Consider the following 18,904-nt stretch of genomic DNA (forward strand, 5'->3'; position numbering starts at 1 on the left):
GGTCATGGCGGAGGGGAAACGCCCGGTTACATTCCGAACCCGGTAGCTAAGCCTTCCAGCGCCGATGGTACTGCACTCGGGAGGGTGTGGGAGAGTAGGACACCGCCGGACATTCTTTCGTTCAGGGCCACCCCGGTTGGGGTGGCCCTGAACGCATTTCCGGAACCATTTCCCGACGGCGTAGGCCCGACCCGGGCCGCCGCGGACGCACACCACCCTTCGCAGCCGGCGCCTGCCGGCGGCGGCCGCCCCGCGGGCGGCGGCCTGCGCCCGCCTGCGGGCCCGGGCATACACCTCGCCGGACTGTTCGAACCCGGCGATGCGGGTATCAGCCCTCCGTTCAGCGGACACGACCGCCGGCAGGCGAGGCAGGAGTGGTCATGAGGATCGGGATCATCGGGTCGGGACACGTCGGCGGGGCGCTCGCCCGTCGTCTGGGGGCCATCGGCCACGACGTGACGGTGGCCAACTCGCGGGGACCGCAGACCCTCGCAGACCTCGCGCGGGAGACCGGTGCCACCCCCGGCACCGTGGAGAAGGCCGTCGACCAGGCCGACGTGGTCGTCCTCGCGGTGCCTCTGCGGGCGGTGCCGGGGCTGCCCGCCGAGCGGTTCGAGGGCAGGATCGTCGTCGACGCGGACAACTACTATCCGGAGCGCGACGGGGACGTCGACGAGCTGCTGGACCGCAGCCTCAGCTCCAGTCGGTGGACCGCCGAGCACCTCAAGGGCACCCGGCTGGTGAAGGCGTTCAACACCATCCAGGCGCAGCACCTCGTGGACGAGGGCCGCCCCGCAAGTGCCCCGGGTCGGATCGCGCTGCCGGTGGCCGGGGACGACGTCGAGGCGAAGCGGGTGGTGATGGACCTGGTGGACGCCCTCGGCTTCGACCCGGTCGACGCCGGCGGCCTGGACGGGAGCTGGCGGCAGCAGCCCGGCACCCCGGCCTACGGCGCGGACCGCGACGCGGACGGCGTACGGAGAGGACTGGCCGAGGCGCGGCCCTGACCGTCGGCCGTACGGAGCTGGCCGGTGGCGGGCTCCCGTTTCGGCGTACCCATGGAAACGCCCCGCCGGCGACGTGGCCGGCGGGGCGCGGGGTGCTGGGTCGGGCTGGCCCTCAGCTCGGGGCCGGGCCGCAGACGTAGCGGGGCTCGGCCAGGTAGCGCCAGGTGAACTTCTCCCGCTTGACGACCTTCCCGTCCTTCCGGATGACCCGGAAGGCGTCCTGGGTGAACCCGTCGATGCCGTTGCTGGGGATGCAGGACGGCCCGGGCTTCAGGTGGATCGTCTTCGGCCTGGTGATGTCGCGGCGTGGGCCGTACTCGGTCTTGACGCTGTCGTAGATCTTCGTGCTCCAGATCGACACGGTGATCGAGCTGGCCGTGTACGAGGTGTCGATGAGGACGCCGTACGGGGTGTTGTTCCGGAACTTGAAGTCGAGGTCCGGCCAGAAGATCGTCGACTCGATGACCGGGGGGTACCGGCTGAACCAGTACGAGTGCGGCTTGTGCTCGACGTCCTCCAGCCCGGCGTAGTACGTGGCGTTGAACAGGGTGGTGGTGAACTGGGAGGTCCCCCCGCCCACGCCCGGGACGAGCTTGCCGTCGAGGATCACGGGCGCGTCCTGGTACCCCTGGGCGTAGCCGCGCTCGCCGGTGTGGCCGTTGAGGGAGAACGTCTCCCCGGGGAGCACCACCGTGCCGTCGACCTCCTTGGCGATCTGCACAATGTTCCGGCTGCGGGGTGAGGAGAGCCCGCCGGTGAAGTAGGTGGTGAAGCGGGAGACCCGCTCCTTGATCCCGAGGCCGGCCAGCTTCTCGGCGGTCAGCTTCGGCTGGGTCTCCTTGAGCTGACCGGTGACGGTCCGGTCATCGGTACGGGGCAGCACGGCGAGCAGGTCCCGGGTCAGCGCGGCGGCGTCCAGCTGCTGGCCCGGCTGCCCCTCCACCGCCTTCGGCTTCCCGTCGGTGATCGTCATCCGGGCGTCGCGTGGCTCGACCTCGATGGCGTCGAGCCGGCTGCCGAGGGAGGCGCGCAGCCGGTTCACGTCGATCCTGGGGGTGAGTTTGCCGGCGTCGTCGGCCGCGAAGCGCAGGCTCCGGGCGATGGCGGCGGGCGGGATGGTGATCGTGCCCTTCGGGGTACGGAGCGTGACCGGGGCGGCGACGGCAGGGCGGGCCAGTTCGGCGACGAGATGGTCCACCTCCTCGGCGGTCGTCGCCGGTCGCTGCTCCACCAGCGGGACGGTGACCGGCCGGCCGGAGAGCCAGCCCTCGCGGACCGCCTGGGCCGAGCGCTCCCGGTCCAGCGCGAGCCCGGGCTTCGGGCGCACCGGTTTCGGGGTGGTGCCCGTGAAGATGATCGCCGGCACCGTCCACTCGCGGGTCTGGTCGCCGGCCGCCTTGCGCAGGGCCGCGTCGAGCCGGGCGGCGTCGACCGCCACCACCGGGGCGACCGTTCGGGAGCCGACGAGCCGGCTGACCGGGTGCGCGGAGGTCCGCGCCGCCGCGTCGACGGTCGCCTCGACGTCGACCGTCAGCCCCACGTCGGCGGGCTTGAGCTCGACGGTCTTCTCCCCGACGACGACCCGGAGCGCGGTGTTCAGCGTGCCGGACCGGTCCAACTCGGCGCGTAGTTCGCGCACCGCGTCGGCGCGGCTGCGCCCGCCGAGTTCGGCGCCGAGCACGGTCGTGCCGCGCGGCACGTCGCCGGCGTAGGCGTACGCGCCGGCTCCGGCGACGGCCCCGAGGACAACCGCGGTGGCGCCGGCGGCGACCAGGACGCGCAGCCGGCGGGGACGGCGCCCCGGGCCGTCGTCCGGGGCGACAGGGGTGGCTGCCACGGCGGTGTCCGGCTCGTCACCCGGCCAGCTCACCGCGGTCACCTTGACGGTCGGCCGGTCGTCGGCGGGCGGTCGTGTATCGCCGTACAGAGTCACAGCAACCTCGATCGGTACGTACCACGTGGGGCGGGACCTACCGTAACCAACGGCCGGGCCGATCGACAGTTTGCGTCCGGGCCGTGCCCGCGCAGCGTGTCGCCGTACGCGACGGGCGCCGGTGCGCGGGCCGGTGACCGGTCGTGGCACGGTGTCCGGGTGCGAACGGACGAGCGGCCCCTGGCGTACGGCGGCGGATGGCTGGACCGGGCGGGCGGGCTGCGCGCGGACCCGGAGTGGATCTCGGAGCGGCTGGCCGGGGCGGGCAGTGTGCTGCTGCCGCTGTGGCGGGACCGCTGCCTGGTCTCCGCGGGCGACACGCCGGTCCGGTTGACCGGGGCGGCCGCGGCGGAGGTCCGCGGTGCCGCCGACGAGGTCGTCTTCCTCGGCCTGGCCGACGGCGCGGCCGTGTTCGCCGCCGACCTGTCCGGCCGTGCGGAGTCCCACGCGCTGCGCCTCGCCGGGGCGGACGCCGCGCTGGACGTGCGTGCCCTCGTGGGCCGGCTCGGGCCGGGCGACGCGGCCGTCCAGGCGTACGCCCGGGGGCTGCTGCACTGGCACCGCCAGCAGCGCCACTGCGGCGGCTGCGGGGCGGCGACGGTGTCCCACGACGGCGGGCACGTGCGGGCGTGCGCCGGGCCGGACTGCGGGCGGCTGCTGTTCCCGCGGATCGAGCCGGCGATCATCGTGCTGGTGGAGGCGCCCGGCCCGCCCGCGCGCTGCCTGCTGGCCCGGCACGGCGGTGCCCCCGAGGGCGCGTACTCGACGCTGGCCGGGTTCGTCGAGGTGGGCGAGAGCCTGGAGGACGCGGTGCGGCGGGAGATGGCCGAGGAGGCGGGGGTGACCGTGACGGACCTGGCGTACCAGGGGTCGCAGGCGTGGCCGTTCCCGGCCGGCCTGATGGTCGGTTTCCGGGCCACCGCGGCCTCCGAGGAGGTGCGGGTGGACGGGGTGGAGTTGCTGGAGGCGCGCTGGTTCACCCGGGACGAGTTGCGCGAGCGGGTGGCGGCGGGAAAGCCGTTGGGGCGGGTCGACTCGATCGACCACCGGTTGCTCCACGACTGGCTGGCGGGGCGCGACTGAGGGCCCGACCGTCCGTCCGGGCGGCGCCGCCCGGACGGGTGACGGCGGATCATCCTCAGCGGCTTTTCAGGTCTCCGTTACCGAAAAGTTACTAACCGGTACCGACCGCTACCGCAGGTGAGACTTTCTGCGTCCACTGGGGTGCTCGCCCCGTTTTGCCTGGCCAGTCCCCGCGTTGGCGGGTTGACCGATCGTGACCATAGACGATCATGGAGTCGTCTGTGGGTTACCCGCCAGTAGCCCGGGGGTTGTGAGCCGCGTCTCTTCGCGAGAGCATCCAATCCGCAGCCTCCCCCCGTACGCGCGTACGGCGGACCCCGAAGGCACCACACCACAGCTCCCCCTCATCCCGAGACGCGGACCGCGCTCGGTGACCCCCTCGTCTAGGAGGACCCCGTGAAGGAATCGGAAGACCGTCTGGCGCAGGGCGGCACCCGTTGGCGGCGCTTCGCCGCCATGATGGTGCCCGCGACCGCCGTCGCCGGCGCCATCGTCTTCGGCATGGCCAACGGCGCGATCGCGGCGTCGTTCGCCGTCTCCGGCCAGACCTTCAAGGTCGAGGCCTCCCGGCTGGAGGGTGACGGCTTCAAGCAGTACGGCGGGGTCGTCGTCGAGAAGGACGGCACCACCCACCCGGTCGCCGTCTCCGAGATCGCGAGCGCCGAGCTGTACGACCTCTGCCAGTCGGTGAAGCACCCGAAGCTGCCGGTCGTGCTCACGATCAACGCCGGCGGCGGCGGCGACCCGGCGACCGCGACGGGCCTGCTGATCGACATGGAGAGGCTGGAGGGCGACGCCAAGTTCACCGAGATCAAGATCGGCCGGGACGCCACCGACCTGAACGCGAAGGCCGAGGCGAAGTCCTTCGGGCAGAGCGCCGACCACGTCACCATCACCGGTCTTCAGCAGGTTGCCCGCTCCACCAGCGCCGCGGTCTTCACTCTCAAGGGGCTGAAGCTCGGCATCGCCGTCGGTGCCGACGCCAAGGAATGCTTCTGACGCCAGTACCCGAGGCCCGCGGAGGGCTCCCTCCGCGGGCCTCGGCCCTGTCTCGTGACCAGTGAGCACCGCCAGGAGGAGTACGTGACGACCGCCCACCCGCAGCATGCCCAGCCGGGCAGGGTCAGCCAGGCGTGGCGGCGCTTCCGCCGCTGGCGGCGGACCCGGCCCTTCTGGGGCGGGCTGTTCACCGCGCTGGCCGGTCTGGAGATCTTCTCCACCACCCAGATGAGTCTGGGCGGCCTCACCTTCCAGATGGGACCGAGCGGCTTCCTGTCCTGGCTGATCCCGGCGATCCTGATCGCCTGCGGGATGCTGATGTGGTTCACCCCGCAGCAGCGGATGTTCTACGCGATCGTCGGCTCGGTCACCGCGGTCTTCTCCCTCATCGGCGTGAACCTCGGCGGCTTCTTCGTCGGCCTACTGCTGGGCATGGTCGGCAGCGCCCTCGGCTTCGCCTGGGTGCCCCGCCGCCCGGCGTCCGCGCCGGCCGAGCCGGAGCCGACCGACGCGCCGTCCGACGCGCCGTCCGACCCGCAGCAGGAGGGCGTGGACGGGCCGACGCTCGTCGACGAGCTGATGCCCGGCGAGGAGGTCACCGGCCCGCTCACCGACACCCTGCCCCGCCCCCGCAACCCGCTGCGCGAGCCGATGCCGACCGACGGCACGCACAGACCGCCGGCGGTCGGCCCCGAGGACGGCCCGCGGCGCGGCCCGCACCGGGACCCGAAGCTGCTGGCGGTCACCCTGGTGCTGCTGAGCGTCTCGGCCGCCGGGGCGCTCGCCCTGCGCGACCAGGCCCCGGTGCGGGCGGCCCCGGCGAAGCCCTGCGCCGCCCCGTCCACGATCGGGAAGGCCAGGCCGAGCCTGTCGCCGTTCCGGCCGGCCGGCACGAGCCGGGCCACGAGCCCGGAGGACACCGGCCCGGAGAAGCCGTCGGAGGGCAACCTGCTCACCGACACCAGCCGCACCGACGGTGACGGCGCCGAGCCGGCGTCGGGCGACACGCAGGCCGCCGAGCCGACAACGAGCCCGGAGCCGACGGGGTCGCCCACCGCCACGCCGAGCGCCACTCCGACCGGCGAGCCGTCGGCCACCGGCAGGCCCACCCCGAGCGCCTCGGCCACCGGCGAGCCGGACGACCCCGGGTGCGTCACGCCCACGCCGACCAAGCCGGGCGGGGTGGAGGCCGGCGAGCCGCTGCCCGGGGCCGCCGCCGAACCCGGTCAGCCCCGGGTGGCCGCGAAGCCGTCGAAGCTCACCGGCTCGAAGGTGACCATGACGGATCTGCACTTCGCGGGGATCGTCGAGCTGCCCACCGCCGAGGGTGAGCTCCGGGCGCTGAAGTTCACCATGTCCAGGGGCGTCACCGACGACTTCCTGCTCCAGACCGGCGGGAGCGGGAAGACCCTGCGGTACGCCACCGATCGGCTTACCGTCGAGGGCGACGTGGCCTTCTACGCCACCCGGTTCGTCGGGTGGCTCGCCGGCATCAAGATCACCCTCGCGCCGGACCTGCCGTTCCCGGAGGGACTGCCGGTCACCTTCCCGGCGCCGGTCACCTTCACCGACCCGGAGATCGACCTGGCGTACGTCGACAGCGGCACGCTGACCGCGAAGCCGGCGCTGACGGTGACCCTCGCCTGAGGGCCTGTCCGGAAGAGCGAAACGGCCGGGGCCGGGTGCGCGCACCCGGCCCCGGCCGCCTTCGTCGTCAGATCCGGGCCAGCGCCCGGCGCAGCGGGTCGAGCCCCAGCGAGCCGAGGTCCAGCGCCCGCCGGTGGAACTCCTTGAGGTCGAAGTCGGCGCCCTTGCGGGCCTTCGCGTCCTCCCGGGCCTGCAGCCAGATCCGCTCGCCCACCTTGTACGACGGCGCCTGTCCCGGCCAGCCCAGGTAGCGGTTCAGTTCGAACCGCAGGTTCTCGTCCGGCACCCGGCAGTGCGCCCGCATGAACTCCCAGCCCAGCTCCGGCGTCCACCGCTCGCCGGGGTGGAAGTCGAACGGGTTGTCCTTGGGGATCTCCAGCTCCAGGTGCATGCCGATGTCGACGATCACCCGGGCCGCCCGGAACGCCTGCCCGTCGAGCATGCCGAGCTTGTCGCCCGGGTCCTCCAGGTAGCCCAGCTCGTCCATCAGCCGCTCGGAGTAGAGCGCCCAGCCCTCGCCGTGGCCGGACACCCAGCACAGCAGCCGCTGCCAGCGGTTGAGCAGGTCGGCCCGGACCGCGGTCTGCGCGACCTGGAGGTGGTGACCGGGTACCCCCTCGTGGTAGACCGTGGTCACCTCACGCCAGGTGGAGAAGTCGGTGATGCCCTGTGGGACGGCCCACCACATCCGGCCGGGGCGGGAGAAGTCCTCGCTCGGGCCGGTGTAGTAGATCCCGCCGTCGCTGGTCGGGGCGAGGCAGCACTCGATCCGGCGCACCTGCTCGGGAATGTCGAAGTGGGTGCCGTGCAGCGCGCTGATCGCCTTGTCGGCAAGCGCCTGCATCCAGTCCCGGAACGCCTCCTTGCCCTGGATCGTGCGGGCCGGGTCGGCGTCCAGCGCCGTCACCGCCTCGTCGATCGTGGCGCCCGGCCCGACGATGCGGGCGGCCACCGCGCGCATCTCGCCCTCCAGCCGGGCCAGCTCCGCGAATCCCCAGGCGTACGTCTCGTCGAGGTCGACCCTCGCGCCGAGGAAGTACTGCGAGGCCAGCTCGTACCGCTCCCGGCCGGCGGCCTGCTTGTCGCGCCCGACCGGGGCCAGCTCGTCGCGGAGGAACTGGCCGAACCCGGCGGTGGCGGCGGTGGCCGCCGCGGCGCCCCGGCGCAGCTCGGCGTCCAGGGTGCCCTCCGCGCCGAGCCGCTCGACGAGGCCGTGGAAGAAGTTGTCGCCGTTCGGGTCCGTCCAGGCGTCGCACTGCTTGGCGACCTCGATCAGCTGCGCCTTCGAGCTGACCCGGCCGGCGGCGGCCGCCTCGCGCAGCGTCGTCTTGTAGCCCTCCAGCGCGCCCGCGAACCTGTTGAGCCGGGCGGCGATGTCGGCCTGCGCGTCGGCGCCCTCGGTCGGCATCAGGTCGAACACCGAGCGCAGGTCGTGCAGACCGCTGGTGATCACGTTGACCTCGCTGGTCGTCTCGCCCGCCTCGTACCGGGCGAGGTCCAGACCGAGGCGCTCCTGCATGGCCTCCCTGGCGGTCCGCTCCGACTCGGAGTCGGGCTCGGTCACGTCGAGCTCCGCGAGGGTACGCCGGGTCAGCTCGGCCCGGGCCGCGTAGCCCTCCGGTGACAGGTCGTCCAGCTGGTCGTCGTATCCGGAGATGCCGACGTAGGTCGCGCCGGTCGGGCTCAGCGGCGCCCAGTCGGCGACGTACCGGTCGGCGAGGTCATCGATTCGTCCCACAGGCTGACCCTACGCGACCGTGCCGGCCGGCTGTCGACCGTGTTTGCCGTGTTCAGGGCAGCAGCTCGGCCGGGTCGAAGTCGATCGGGAACGGCGCGTCGGCCCGCAGCCGCCCCCCGCTCACGGCCTTCGCCACCGTGTCGTAACCGCCGAACTTCCCGAGGGTGAACAGCTCCACCGCCGCGTGCCGCAGCCGCCGGGAGATCTCCACCCGCATGAAGTACGGCACCCGGCCCTCGGCGCAGCGCAGCGGCTTGTCGACGAAGTCCTGCCGACGGCTGCCCGGGGAGACGAACTCGACGGCCATCGTGCACAGGTGGGCCGGGATCCACCGGTCCTCCTCGTCGCTCTTCGGCAGGGCGTGCAGGACGGTGAGGTCGGGCTGGATCCAGCGCTGCGGCGAGAAGGTCAGGTTCACCTGGCCGTACACGTAGTAGCCGGCGGCCTCGGCGGCCGGCGCGAGGATCCGACCGAGCCTCAGCTCGCCAAAACTGTTCGTGCCGACCTCAGCGGGCGTCATGACCAACCTCCCGTCGATGCACTCGTAGCGCGCATCGGGCAGCTCCGGCAGCGGGAGGTACCGCGCGGCGAGCTGGGTCGTCCACATCCCGTCGAGGTCGACGAGCGGGTCGAATCGCATCGGCATCGCCATCGGGGGGGCACCTCCTCGGCTGGTCAACGCCCTACCAGCGTAGGTGGTTCCTGTGACGGAGGGCACGGCGGCCGAAAAGCGCGCGACCCCGTCGTACCGCTCGGGCAGAGTGTCAGGGGTGAACTCGCACCTCACCCCTGACCGGCCGGCGCTGCGCAGCTGGCTGCCGGGCTTCGTCGCGCTCGCCGCGATCTGGGGCTCCAGCTTCCTGTTCATCAAGGTCGGCGTGCGGGAGCTGCACCCGCTGCACCTCACCCTCTACCGGGTCACCGCCGGGGCGCTCACGCTGCTCGTCGTCCTCCTGGCGCTGCGGGACCGCCTGCCCCGCGAGCCCCGGGTCTGGGCCCACCTCTTCGTGGTCGCGGCGCTCGGCGTCGCCGTGCCGTTCACCCTCTTCGGGTACGGCGAGCAGCGGGTCGAGTCGATGCTCGCCGGCATCTGGAACGCCACGACGCCGCTGGTCGTGCTGCCGATGGCGGTGCTGGTGTTCCGCACCGAGCGGCTGAGCACGCGCCGGGCGGTCGGCCTGGGGCTCGGTTTCGCCGGGGTGCTCGTGGTGCTCGGCGTGTGGGAGGGCGTCGCCGGTTCGCACTTCACCGGCCAGCTGATGTGCTTCGGCGCGGCGACCTGCTACGGCGTCGCCGTCCCGTACCAGAAGCGGTTCGTCGCGGGCAGCGCCCACTCCGGCCTGTCGCTCTCGGCGGCCCAGCTGGTGCTGGCGGCCGGCCAGCTCGCCGTGGTGGCGCCGCTGGTGGCCGGGGCGCCGCCGGCCCCGACCGGCCTCTCGGTCGAGGTGCTGGCCAGCGTGCTGGCGCTGGGGGCGCTCGGCACCGGCCTGGCCTTCGTGATCAACATGCGGAACATCCGGGTGGCCGGCGCGAGCACGGCCGCCACGGTCACCTACCTGATCCCGGTCTTCGCGGTGCTCATCGGCGCGCTGGCCCTCGACGAGCGGCTGAACTGGCACCAGCCCGTCGGCGCGCTGGTCGTCCTGCTCGGGGTCGCCGTGACGCAGGGCCTGCTCGGCCGGCGCCGGCCGGCCTCCGTGAGCGCCCCGGTGGTGCCGGCCGCCGCGCCCCCGCTGACGCGGTAACCGCCGGCCGCCGCTCCCTGCGCCCGGCCCGTCAGCCCCGCGCCCACTCCAGCAGGCGCTCCGCCGGCCAGGTGTTGACCACCCGGTCGGCGGGGACGCCGCAGCGGGCCGCCCGTTCGCAGCCGAAGTGCTGCCAGTCGAGCTGCCCGGGCGCGTGCGCGTCCGTGTTGATCGCGAAGCGGCAGCCCGCCTCCAGGGCGAGCCGGATCAGCCGCTTCGGCGGGTCCTGCCGCTCCGGTCGGGAGTTGATCTCGACCGTGACGTCGTGCTCGGCGCAGGCGGCGAAGACCGCGTCCGCGTCGAAGTCGCTCTCCCTGCGGGTCCGCGCCCGGTGCCCACGGTCGCCGGGGCCGGTCACCCCGATGGGGCGGGACGACACCATCCGGCCGGTGCAGTGGCCGAGGATGTCCAGGTGCGGGTTGGCGACGGCCGTCAGCATCCGGCGGGTCATCTTTCCCCGCTCGTCGTTCAGGCCGCTGTGCACCGAGCCGACCACCACGTCGAGGCGGGCGAGCAGTTCCTCGTCCTGGTCCAGCGAGCCGTCGGCGAGGATGTCCACCTCGATCCCGGTGAGGATGCGGAAGCCCTCGGGCAGCGCCTCGTTGACCTTCGCCACGTAATCGAGCTGTTTGCGCAGCCGGTCGGCCGTCAGGCCCCGGGCCACCGTGAGCCGGGGCGAGTGGTCGGTCAGCACCACGTACTCGTGGCCCAGCTCGACCGCCGCGAGCGCCATCTCCTCGATCGGCGAGCCGCCGTCGGACCAGTCGGAGTGGGTGTGGCAGTCGCCGCGCAGGGCGGTGCGCAGCGCGGTGGCCTCGGCGTCCAGGTCACTGCCCTCGGTGGCGACCAGCCGGCGCAGGTAGACGGGCTCCTCGCCGGCGAGTGACTCGGCGACGCACCGGGCCGTGACGTCGCCGACCCCGGCCAGCTCGGTGAGCTTCCCGGTGCGCGCCCGCTCGGCGACCTCGCTGTCCGCCAGCGCGGCCAGGGCCTTCGCCGCCGACCGGAACGCCCGCACCCGGTAGGTGGCCTCGTTGGCCCGTTCGAGCAGGAACGCGATGCGGCGCAGGTCGGCGATCGGGTCGCGGGGGCTCATGCCCTGCAACCTACGCGCCCGCGCCGCCGGCCGCGGTGCGACCGGCGGCGCGGCGGCGGTCGCCGGTGCCGTGATCAGCCGGCCCCGCCGGTCGTGGCCGGCGCCTTCGGGCAGCCGTGCTTGCGGTGCCACGCGACCACCTCGCCGGCCGGCTCCCGGTTGCCGCCCCGGCGCCACGAGTCGAGGTACCGGGCCGGCCAGACCACCCCGCGCCGGATCCACCAGTCGTCGTGTCCGCGGCAGGCCGGCGAGATGCCGAAGTGCAGGTGGCAGACGTTGTTGGCGTTGCCCGTCCGGCCCACCTTCCCGAGTTGCTGGCCGGCCCGGACCCGGACGCCGGCGTCGACCTCCGGGGCGATGACGCTCAGGTGCGAGCCGTAGTAGCGCACCCCGTCGTCGCCGAGCAGGGACACCGACAGGCCCCCGTTGTACGGCCCGAGCGGCCCCCGTCGGTCGAACCGGTCCACCCGGCTCACCTCCAGGATCGTCCCGTCGGTCACCGCCACCACGGGCTTTCCGCAGTCGGCGAAGATGTCCGTGCCCGGGTACGCGGAGTGGGTGGGGTGGTAGGCGACGTTGTCCGCGCGTACCGGAAAGACGTGTCGCAGGCCGGCGCGGGTCGGCGCGGGCGACGGCGACGGGGTGGCGGTCGCCGGGGCGGGCGGCACGGTCGTCGGGGCCGGCTGCCCGGCGTCGGTCGGGCCCGCCCAGCTGCCCGTGGGCGTCGCGGCCGGCGGCGGCGCCCCGCAGCCGGCGGCCAGCACCGGCGCGAGCAGCAGCAGGACCGGGTACGCCGCGCGCCTGCGGCGACGGGTGGGACGCGAGGCCATCCGGTCATCCTGACAGAACGGCTACGGTGGGACGAACGGTCCGCCCGGCGCGGACCACGGCGCGCGGAAAGGAATGACAGCCATGACCTGGCAGCCCGCCCTCCCCGGCCGGCCGGAGCCGGGTCGCCCCGCGCGTACCCCCTCCGGGCTCTTCCCCGCCGGCCCGCCGTCGCGCCCGACCTGGCGGGAACCGCACCGGGTGACCGGGACGGGGGTCGCCGCGGGCGGCGCGCTCGCCGCCGCCTGGCTCGTGCTGTTCGGCCTGCTCGGCCGGGACGTCCCCGGGTACGCGTGGTGGACGATCCTCGCCGGCGGGCTGGCCTGGCTGGCCGCCCTGGCCCTGGTCCGGTTCGGCGACCGGGGGGTGGCGACGGGCATCGCCATCGTCACCGCCGGAGGCTGGAGCATCGCGGCGGCGGTGGTCGCCGTCCGATGGGCCACCAGCGGCGACTGGCCCCTGTGGTGAGGCCCCGGCCGACCTGGCCGAACACCCTCGGTCGCGGGCCGGCTGCGCAGTGAATCCCGTCTTGACGTACCCGCGTGGACGGCGCACGCTCGGCGGTATGGCCTGGACCACTTTCCGGCTCGATCCCGAGCGGAGCCGCCGTCGCCTGCAGATCCTCGCCGAGCTGTCGGGGGCGCGAGCGGTGCGCCGGCGGGAGCGGCCGCGGCGTGCCAGTACGGAGCAGCTGCGGCAGCTGATCGCCACCCGGCGCCGCGTCGCGGGCTGAGCGGCCCCGGCCGACCACACTTTCCGCAGGATCCGGCCGGCCCTTCGGGGCGTTGACCGGTCGCCTGCCGACCCGACCGGTTAACGTGCACGCGTAACGAGTCGGCGCGCTGCGCCGAGGCCAATTTGGGGGGACCGTGTCGTACTTCGCTGCCGCCGTGGTGCGCGACGACGGTGGCTGGACCGCCGCCGAGGTGAACCTGCGGGGCGCCACCGACGTCGACGAGGTCGCCGACCGGCTCCGCGACGTCGACCCGGACGCCGACCTGTCGTTGCTCTTCGTCGAGGCCGACGACGCGTACCTGGTCATCCTGCGGCTGGACGACGGGGAGGACCTGCGGATCTTCGGCTCGGACTCCGCGTACGCCGAGGAGTCCCGGCTCGGCGCCCTGCTGGTCGGCGACCTGAAGACGTCGGTCACCGGCTTCGACGACACCGAGGAGGCGCGGTCGAGCGCCGCCGGGGGCGACGAGGACGGCGAGCAGCCGGCGGTGGACCCGGAGGCCGACCCGGTGGGCGACGCGGACATCCTCGCCGACCTGGGCGTCTCGCCGCAGCGGCTGCTGAACCTCTGCGCGCACGAGGGCATGCTGCCGGCGGACGTGACCGCCGAGATCTGCCAGGTGCTCGGCTGCGTCGACGAGGTCGAGGAACTGCGTGGCGTCTGACCGGCCGGGCGGCGACGGCGGGCCGGCGGACGCCGGCACCGGCGGCTGGGTCGGTGCGGCGCGCTCCTTCGCCGGCTGGACCGGGGGCGCCGAGCCGGCCGACGCGACGGACCCGGCCCTGGAGGGGCTGCGGCCCGGGCAGCCGACCCCCGGCGCGGTGGGCCGGGCGGGGCCGGGAGCCGACGAGGGCCTCGTCGACCCGACCGGCGCGGGGCGGCGGCAGCGGCACGAACTCTGGATGCGTCGGGCCCTGGAGGTCGCCGTCACCGGGCCCGACCTCCCGGCCGACGGCCCGGCCGGCGTGGACGACATTCCGGTCGGCGCGGTCCTCTACGGCCCGGACGGTGCCGAACTGGCGATCGGGCGCAACGAGCGGGAACTGACCCAGGACCCGACCGCGCACGCGGAGGTGCTGGCCCTGCGGCGGGCCGCCGAGCGGCTGGGCCGGTGGCGGCTCGACGGCTGCACCCTGGTCGTGACCCTCGAACCCTGCACGATGTGCGCCGGGGCGCTGGTGCTGGCCCGGGTCTCCACCGTCGTCTTCGCCGCCTGGGAGCCGAAGACCGGCGCGGTCGGGTCGCTGTGGGACGTCGTCCGGGACCGGCGGCTCAACCACCGGCCGGAGGTCTACGGGGGCGTCCTGGAGGCCGAGAGCGCCGCCCTGCTGCGCGCCTTCTTCCGGTGAGCGTGAAAGGAAAGGCCCCTTCCTGACGCATCTCGCACGGGAAGGGGCCCCGGGGCTCAGGCGATGATCGTGTCCAGGCCGATCTCGACCATCTGGGAGAAGGTCTGCTCGCGCTCCTGCGAGGTCGCCTTCTCGCCCGTCTTGATGTGGTCGCTGACCGTCAGGAGGGTCAGCGCGCGCACCCTGAACCGGGCGGCGATCGTGTAGAGCGCCGCGGACTCCATCTCCACGGCCAGCACGCCGTAGTCGGCGAGGGCGTCGTAGAGGTCCGGGCGGTCGGTGTAGAAGGCGTCGGCCGCCAGGATCGGCCCGACCCGCATGCTGACGCCCCGCCGCTCGGCCATCTCGACCGACGTACGCAGCAGCCCGAAGTCGGCGACCGGGGCGTAGTCGATCAGCCCGTCGAAACGCATCCGGTTCATGTTCGAGTCGGTGGACGAGCCGATCGCCGCCAGCACGTCCCGCAACTGGAGGTCCTCGCTGAGGGCACCGCAGGAGCCGACCCGGATGAGGCTCTTCACCCCGTACTCGTTGATCAGCTCGTGGGCGTAGATCGAGGCGGACGGCATGCCCATGCCGGAGCCCTGGACGGACACCTCCACGCCGTTCCAGCGCCCGGTGAAGCCCAGCATGCCCCGGACCGTCGAGTAGCACTTGGCGTCCTCGAGGTAGGTCTCCGCGATCCACTTGGCTCGCAGCGGGTCGCCCGGCGTCAGGACCCGCTCGGCGATCTCTCCCGGCTTCGCGCCGATGTGCGTACTCATGTCAGGGATCCTGCCAGGCCGGCGGGGGGCATACCGGTTCGGCGTCCGCCCCCGCGGTGCTGTACCCTACTCGGCGGTGGTGTGTCCGAGTGGCCTAAGGAGCACGCCTCGAAAGCGTGTGAGGGTTTACGCCCTCCGCGGGTTCAAATCCCGCCGCCACCGCTCGCTGAACAGGCGAAACGCCCGGCGACTCTCCGTGAGTCACCGGGCGTTTTCCTGTCGTGGTCTCAGTTTTGGTCTCAGTTGCCCTCACGACACCTTGCTGAGGACCCCCGCCGCGCCGTCGTCCGGGTCGTCGTCGGCGTTCTGCGCTGGCTGCCAGAGCAGACCGCCGACCCGCTTGGCCACGTCGCGGCGAACCTGTCCCGTGAGGTGCTGGTATCGCCGCGCCATGCCGGAGTCCGACCACCCCATGATGCCCATCACGGCGCGCTCGGCCACGCCGAGGATCAGCAGCACCGTTGCCGCGGTGTGTCGAGCGTCGTGCAGCCGCCCATCGCGCAGTCCAGCGCGGGCCAGTAGCCGCTTCCATTCCGTGTAGTCAGTGCGAGGATTGACGGGGCCTCCGGTCGGGGTGGTGAACAGATAGCCGGTTTCCGTCCAGAGCTGCGCGGCGGTCTCGCGCTCAGCGCTCTGCTCTTTCCGGTGCTGGCGTAGCAAGGAAACCAGGGGGTCCGGAAGCCCGATACTGCGCCGACCGGCCCGCGATTTCGTGTCGGCAGTTTCCGCTCGCAGCGGCTGCCGGTCGGGGCAGTGACCGCCAAACTTCCGGCCGCACGGCTTCGTGCAACCGTGCTTCCATTTGGGGCGCTGACGGGCACGGCGAACGGTGAGCGTCCCGCCGTCGAGGTCCACGTCATCCCATTTCAGGCCCAGTACTTCACCCTGCCTCAAGCCGAGCGCCAGCGCAATTGCCCATCGCGCGCTGTTTCGCCGTTGGCTCGCGGCGAGCAGTAGCCGCTGCACTTCCTCTACCGAGTACGGCTCGACCTCTTCGTCTTCGATACGCGGCGCTTTCGCCAGGCTGGCGGGATTGCGCACCAGGTGTTGCCGGCGCACCGCCTCATTGAGGGCGGTCCGCAGTGTGCGGTGCGCCTGGTGAGCGGTGGCGGCGGCGCTGCCGGCGGCCTGCATCTTGCGGGTCAGCTTCTCTACGTGCTCGGGTTGCAGCTTCTCTAGGCGGTGTGCGCCGAGTCCGGGAATCAGGTGCCGGTACACGGCGACCCGGTAGCCAGCAATCGTGTTGTCGCGAACGGCCGGCGCGGCGATGTTCTCCACCCAGTGCGTGAGCCACGTCTTGACCGTCCACGACTGTCCCGCCTTGCGGACGGTGCCCTTGTCGCGGTCGCGCTCCAAATCGCGCACCTTGCGAATGACGACGGCCTCGGTCTTGCCCCGAACGTGGCGGCGGTCGGGACTACCGTCGTCCTTGATGCCGACAGTCACGCGACCGTGCCAGTAGCCGTCGCTACCCTGGTAGATGCTCGATGCGCCGTTGGGCTTGCGTTTCCCCATCAGTTCCCCGTTCTCTTTCAGGCTGCGGTTTCCAGAGCGGTCTCTTCGGAAAGCAGGTTCCGCACGTACTCGTCAAGGCAGAAGGCCGGCACGCGCCGGAGGCGACCGATCGTGACCGTGCGAATCTGGCCGGTCTTGACAAGCGCGTACATCGTGGTGCGGCCGATGCCGAGACGGCGCGCGGCCTCTTCGATGGTCAGGACAATGCGGGTGTCGACGGTCGTCACTTCTGCTCCCTCGGGGTGGCGTGGAGGTAGATGCGGTGCCAGGTGGAGGGCGGCCGGTCGGGGTAGGTCCGACTGACCCGTTGGATGGTGAGCGTGCGGGCGAGTGCGGCGAGGGCGGCGGCGGTTTCGGCGGGGGTGCCGTGCAGCCTGATTTGCATGCTGGCGGCCTTTCCGTCGTCGGCGGGTCAGGTGGAGGGTTCGCGAGGGGATGCGGCAGGAGGGCGCAGAACGGCCCGCTGAGAGCGCCGTAGAGCCAAGATTTGCAGTCGGTTGGTGTTAGCCATAGGCCAGAGCGTCTGTGTGGCTCTCAGCGGGTCGCGCTGATCGGGTCGGTGGCGGGTGGTCGGTGGCTCTGCGTGGGAGGGCTGAACCATCTCGGCATCTCGGCATCTCGGCAAAGGTGCCGTTGAGCTGGGTAAACGTCTGCCGAGATCTTTTCCGGAGTGAGGGTCGATCTCGGCAGACGGCTTCCATCTCGGCAAGAGGTGCCGAGATGCCGAGATTGAGGTTTGTCTACTACCTTGATCTCGGCAGGCTGTTTGCGCAGCTAGGGTGCCGTTTTTGCCGAGATGCCGAGATGCCGAGATGGTTCAGCGGGTTTTACCCCTGGTGGGGCTCGACCCAGTAGACGGCGCGGCCTCGATCGTTGGTGCCGGCGCGGATGACGTGTTCGCCGCGCCAGCGTCCGGCTTGCCCGGTGAGCATCCGGCCGAGTTGCAGCGGGTTGGGTAGCCGGCCGTTGTGGGTGGTGATGAACTGCCCGTCCCACGGGTCGTTGACGTCGCTGCCGAGCTGCATCGGTTCGGCGTCGCGGCGCAGGTCAGCGGCGGTCATGGCACGGCCGCCGTGGCGGTCGTGCCAGGTGGTGAGGAACGCGCGCCAGCGCGTTTCGTCTTCATCGATCTCGCGTACGTCGGCGGCGTTGGTCAGGAACCCGTCGATGCCGTGGTGGGCGAGGAACCCTCCCAGGGCTTGCGCCCACGGCGTGAACTGCCGCATCGACAACCCGGACACCCGTGGCGCTCCCTGGCGGGTCCAGTCGAGCACCAGGACCAGGAGGTGCCACAACACGGTCAGTTGATTCGCGGGGTCGGTGATCCACTGGTCAAGGTGGGGAATGCCGAACCCGGATTGGTCGCGCAGCTCGGGGCGGGGCATGTCCGGGTCGAGATGCACGCGCACGGTGCGGGAGGCCATGTCTCCGCCGACTTGCAGGTTGTTGCCGGTGGCCATCCATAGCCGGTCGTTGACGGTGGCGATGTTGCGCGACGCGCCCAACTGCCGGTCGGACCATACGCCGCTGGTGACGAGTTGGGCGAGCACGGCGGAGTCGATGACGCTGCCTTCGGCCAGGTTGTCCCAGATCACCACCCCGACCTGTTCCGCCAGCACGGCCGTGATGGACTTGCGTAGTTCGTCGTCGGAGTAGGCCCAGGTCATGACGCGCTGGCCGTAGAGCATGCCCGGCCCGGCCGTGAGGATCGTCTTCCCTGATGACGGCATGGTGGCGTCGATCAGCGCGAACGGGGTCAGCGACCGGGTGAAGTGCCGCAGGATCGGCGTGGCCAACAGCGCCACGTAGTTGGCCCGGTCCGCGGCGCTGGCCCACGGGAAATCTCGCAGGAAGCGGCCCAGCAGGAAATGCCGCGCTTCGGCTACCTGCTCCGGGGTGGGCTGGTCGGGCACGGGTGGCAGTGCGACCTTCGACGCGAGGTAGAGGCCGGTGGCCGGGTCGTAGCCGGGTTGCTGCAACAGGGTGCCGTCGCGGCGCAGCACCGGGGCACCGATGATCCCGCGCAGCGGCGGCACGCCCGGCCACGTCTTGCCGGCCAGGACCGACGACAGGATGTCTCGGGGTGGGGTCACCTCCTCCTCGTACATTTCCGGGTCGCCGGTGTCGCTCTTGCGCGACTTGGCGCGGTAGACGTAGGCGTGTTCCGCCAGCAACCCGGCCAGTCCGGCCGGGGTGACCACGCTCGCGGCCACGGGCAGCGGGGAGTCTTCGTCGGCGGCGGCGGTCAGTCCGCCGGAGACGGCTTCCATGTGGACCAGCGACCCGGCCGACACGTAGGTGTCTGGCAGCAGCCCGTTGACCAGCGCCGCCTTTAGGACGCGGATGGTTTCGGGGCCGGTGCCGATCTGTAGCCGCTCGGTCATGCTGCTGCCCTTCCCAGGTTGGCCAGGTGGCGCGGGTTGCGCGCCCCGGTGCGGAGGCCGGATGCGATCGTGCGGGCGAT

Annotated in this window: 19 protein-coding genes, 1 tRNA gene and 1 rRNA gene; 11 read left to right on the forward strand and 10 right to left on the reverse strand. The window is 72.6% G+C overall.

Features of this window, described 5'->3' with window-relative positions:
• Both rrf and ABGB16_RS30215 read left to right on the forward strand, forming a co-directional pair.
• Window positions 1–111, forward strand: a 5S ribosomal RNA gene (gene rrf, locus ABGB16_RS30210); the annotation flags it as partial.
• Window positions 112–380: 269 nt separating this feature from the next.
• Window positions 381–1,007: an NADPH-dependent F420 reductase gene (locus ABGB16_RS30215; protein WP_347671480.1), complete on the forward strand. Its 627-nt coding sequence runs from the start codon at window positions 381–383 to the stop codon at window positions 1,005–1,007.
• Between the two features lie 112 nt (window positions 1,008–1,119).
• On the opposite strand, the gene ABGB16_RS30220 is transcribed toward ABGB16_RS30215, so the two are convergent.
• A complete protein-coding gene (locus ABGB16_RS30220) occupies window positions 1,120–2,940 on the reverse strand; it encodes a VanW family protein (protein WP_347671481.1) in 1,821 nt (606 codons plus the stop codon).
• Window positions 2,941–3,099: 159 nt separating this feature from the next.
• Here ABGB16_RS30220 and nudC point away from each other — a divergent pair, with 159 nt between their 5' ends.
• The 3 genes from nudC (at window position 3,100) to ABGB16_RS30235 (ending at window position 6,669) form a co-directional block, all read left to right on the forward strand.
• Complete coding sequence (gene nudC / locus ABGB16_RS30225) at window positions 3,100–4,023, forward strand: NAD(+) diphosphatase (protein WP_347671482.1); 924 nt, start codon at window positions 3,100–3,102, stop codon at window positions 4,021–4,023.
• A gap of 456 nt (window positions 4,024–4,479) precedes the next feature.
• Window positions 4,480–5,022, forward strand: a complete 543-nt coding sequence (locus tag ABGB16_RS30230; protein WP_347671497.1) for a DUF6230 family protein — start codon at window positions 4,480–4,482, stop codon at window positions 5,020–5,022.
• A 54-nt stretch (window positions 5,023–5,076) separates the two neighbouring features.
• Window positions 5,077–6,669, forward strand: a complete 1,593-nt coding sequence (locus ABGB16_RS30235; protein WP_347671483.1) for a DUF6114 domain-containing protein — start codon at window positions 5,077–5,079, stop codon at window positions 6,667–6,669.
• Window positions 6,670–6,736: 67 nt separating this feature from the next.
• On the opposite strand, the gene ABGB16_RS30240 is transcribed toward ABGB16_RS30235, so the two are convergent.
• Window positions 6,737–8,407, reverse strand: a complete 1,671-nt coding sequence (locus ABGB16_RS30240; RefSeq protein ID WP_347671484.1) for a DUF885 domain-containing protein — start codon at window positions 8,405–8,407, stop codon at window positions 6,737–6,739.
• Between the two features lie 52 nt (window positions 8,408–8,459).
• Window positions 8,460–9,059, reverse strand: a complete 600-nt coding sequence (locus ABGB16_RS30245) for a Uma2 family endonuclease (protein WP_347671485.1) — start codon at window positions 9,057–9,059, stop codon at window positions 8,460–8,462.
• A 118-nt stretch (window positions 9,060–9,177) separates the two neighbouring features.
• Between ABGB16_RS30245 and ABGB16_RS30250 the strand changes: the two genes are divergently transcribed.
• Window positions 9,178–10,152, forward strand: coding sequence for a DMT family transporter (locus ABGB16_RS30250; RefSeq protein WP_347671486.1), 975 nt, complete (start codon window positions 9,178–9,180; stop codon window positions 10,150–10,152).
• A gap of 31 nt (window positions 10,153–10,183) precedes the next feature.
• Here ABGB16_RS30250 and ABGB16_RS30255 read toward each other — a convergent pair whose 3' ends face one another.
• Window positions 10,184–11,248: a PHP domain-containing protein gene (locus ABGB16_RS30255; RefSeq protein ID WP_347671487.1), complete on the reverse strand. Its 1,065-nt coding sequence runs from the start codon at window positions 11,246–11,248 to the stop codon at window positions 10,184–10,186.
• A 74-nt stretch (window positions 11,249–11,322) separates the two neighbouring features.
• Window positions 11,323–12,078 (reverse strand): M23 family metallopeptidase, encoded by a 756-nt coding sequence (locus ABGB16_RS30260; RefSeq protein WP_347671488.1) that lies wholly within the window; start codon window positions 12,076–12,078, stop codon window positions 11,323–11,325.
• A gap of 82 nt (window positions 12,079–12,160) precedes the next feature.
• Between ABGB16_RS30260 and ABGB16_RS30265 the strand changes: the two genes are divergently transcribed.
• From ABGB16_RS30265 to ABGB16_RS30280, 4 genes are all read left to right on the forward strand, one after another.
• Window positions 12,161–12,544: a hypothetical protein gene (locus ABGB16_RS30265; RefSeq protein WP_347671489.1), complete on the forward strand. Its 384-nt coding sequence runs from the start codon at window positions 12,161–12,163 to the stop codon at window positions 12,542–12,544.
• A 97-nt stretch (window positions 12,545–12,641) separates the two neighbouring features.
• Entirely contained in the window at window positions 12,642–12,809 is a 168-nt protein-coding gene (locus ABGB16_RS30270; RefSeq protein ID WP_347671490.1) for a hypothetical protein, read from the forward strand.
• A gap of 136 nt (window positions 12,810–12,945) precedes the next feature.
• Complete coding sequence (locus ABGB16_RS30275) at window positions 12,946–13,476, forward strand: tRNA adenosine deaminase-associated protein (protein WP_347671491.1); 531 nt, start codon at window positions 12,946–12,948, stop codon at window positions 13,474–13,476.
• 238 nt (window positions 13,477–13,714) lie between these two features.
• Window positions 13,715–14,161, forward strand: coding sequence for a nucleoside deaminase (locus tag ABGB16_RS30280; RefSeq protein ID WP_347671498.1), 447 nt, complete (start codon window positions 13,715–13,717; stop codon window positions 14,159–14,161).
• Between the two features lie 56 nt (window positions 14,162–14,217).
• Here the strand turns inward: ABGB16_RS30280 and deoD are convergent, their stop codons facing one another.
• Window positions 14,218–14,925, reverse strand: coding sequence for a purine-nucleoside phosphorylase (gene deoD, locus ABGB16_RS30285; protein ID WP_347671492.1), 708 nt, complete (start codon window positions 14,923–14,925; stop codon window positions 14,218–14,220).
• Window positions 14,926–15,000: 75 nt separating this feature from the next.
• Here deoD and ABGB16_RS30290 point away from each other — a divergent pair.
• Window positions 15,001–15,087: transfer RNA gene (locus ABGB16_RS30290), tRNA-Ser, on the forward strand.
• Between the two features lie 87 nt (window positions 15,088–15,174).
• Here ABGB16_RS30290 and ABGB16_RS30295 read toward each other — a convergent pair.
• The 4 genes from ABGB16_RS30295 to ABGB16_RS30310 form a co-directional block, all read right to left on the reverse strand.
• On the reverse strand, window positions 15,175–16,440 hold the full coding sequence (locus ABGB16_RS30295; protein WP_347671493.1) for a tyrosine-type recombinase/integrase: 1,266 nt from the start codon (window positions 16,438–16,440) through the stop codon (window positions 15,175–15,177).
• A 17-nt stretch (window positions 16,441–16,457) separates the two neighbouring features.
• Entirely contained in the window at window positions 16,458–16,667 is a 210-nt protein-coding gene (locus tag ABGB16_RS30300) for a helix-turn-helix domain-containing protein (protein WP_347671494.1), read from the reverse strand.
• Entirely contained in the window at window positions 16,664–16,825 is a 162-nt protein-coding gene (locus ABGB16_RS30305) for a hypothetical protein (RefSeq protein WP_347671495.1), read from the reverse strand. The genes ABGB16_RS30300 and ABGB16_RS30305 overlap by 4 nt, the downstream gene beginning before the upstream one ends.
• Window positions 16,826–17,267: 442 nt before the next feature.
• A complete protein-coding gene (locus tag ABGB16_RS30310) occupies window positions 17,268–18,824 on the reverse strand; it encodes a hypothetical protein (protein ID WP_347671496.1) in 1,557 nt (518 codons plus the stop codon).
• Window positions 18,825–18,904 lie beyond the last annotated feature (80 nt).

Source organism: Micromonospora sp. B11E3, from assembly GCF_039871625.1.
Taxonomy (GTDB): Bacteria; Actinomycetota; Actinomycetes; order Mycobacteriales; family Micromonosporaceae; genus Micromonospora.

Coding starts and splice junctions, on each gene's coding strand:
- ABGB16_RS30215 (WP_347671480.1), top strand. CDS start 381: ATGAGGATCGGGATCATCGGGTCGGGACACGTCGGCGGGGCGCTCGCC.
- ABGB16_RS30230 (WP_347671497.1), top strand. CDS start 4,480: ATGATGGTGCCCGCGACCGCCGTCGCCGGCGCCATCGTCTTCGGCATG.
- ABGB16_RS30245 (WP_347671485.1), bottom strand. CDS start 9,059: ATGGCGATGCCGATGCGATTCGACCCGCTCGTCGACCTCGACGGGATG.
- ABGB16_RS30255 (WP_347671487.1), bottom strand. CDS start 11,248: ATGAGCCCCCGCGACCCGATCGCCGACCTGCGCCGCATCGCGTTCCTG.
- ABGB16_RS30260 (WP_347671488.1), bottom strand. CDS start 12,078: ATGGCCTCGCGTCCCACCCGTCGCCGCAGGCGCGCGGCGTACCCGGTC.
- ABGB16_RS30265 (WP_347671489.1), top strand. CDS start 12,161: ATGACCTGGCAGCCCGCCCTCCCCGGCCGGCCGGAGCCGGGTCGCCCC.
- ABGB16_RS30270 (WP_347671490.1), top strand. CDS start 12,642: ATGGCCTGGACCACTTTCCGGCTCGATCCCGAGCGGAGCCGCCGTCGC.
- ABGB16_RS30280 (WP_347671498.1), top strand. CDS start 13,715: ATGCGTCGGGCCCTGGAGGTCGCCGTCACCGGGCCCGACCTCCCGGCC.
- deoD (WP_347671492.1), bottom strand. CDS start 14,925: ATGAGTACGCACATCGGCGCGAAGCCGGGAGAGATCGCCGAGCGGGTC.
- ABGB16_RS30295 (WP_347671493.1), bottom strand. CDS start 16,440: ATGGGGAAACGCAAGCCCAACGGCGCATCGAGCATCTACCAGGGTAGC.
- ABGB16_RS30305 (WP_347671495.1), bottom strand. CDS start 16,825: ATGCAAATCAGGCTGCACGGCACCCCCGCCGAAACCGCCGCCGCCCTC.
- ABGB16_RS30310 (WP_347671496.1), bottom strand. CDS start 18,824: ATGACCGAGCGGCTACAGATCGGCACCGGCCCCGAAACCATCCGCGTC.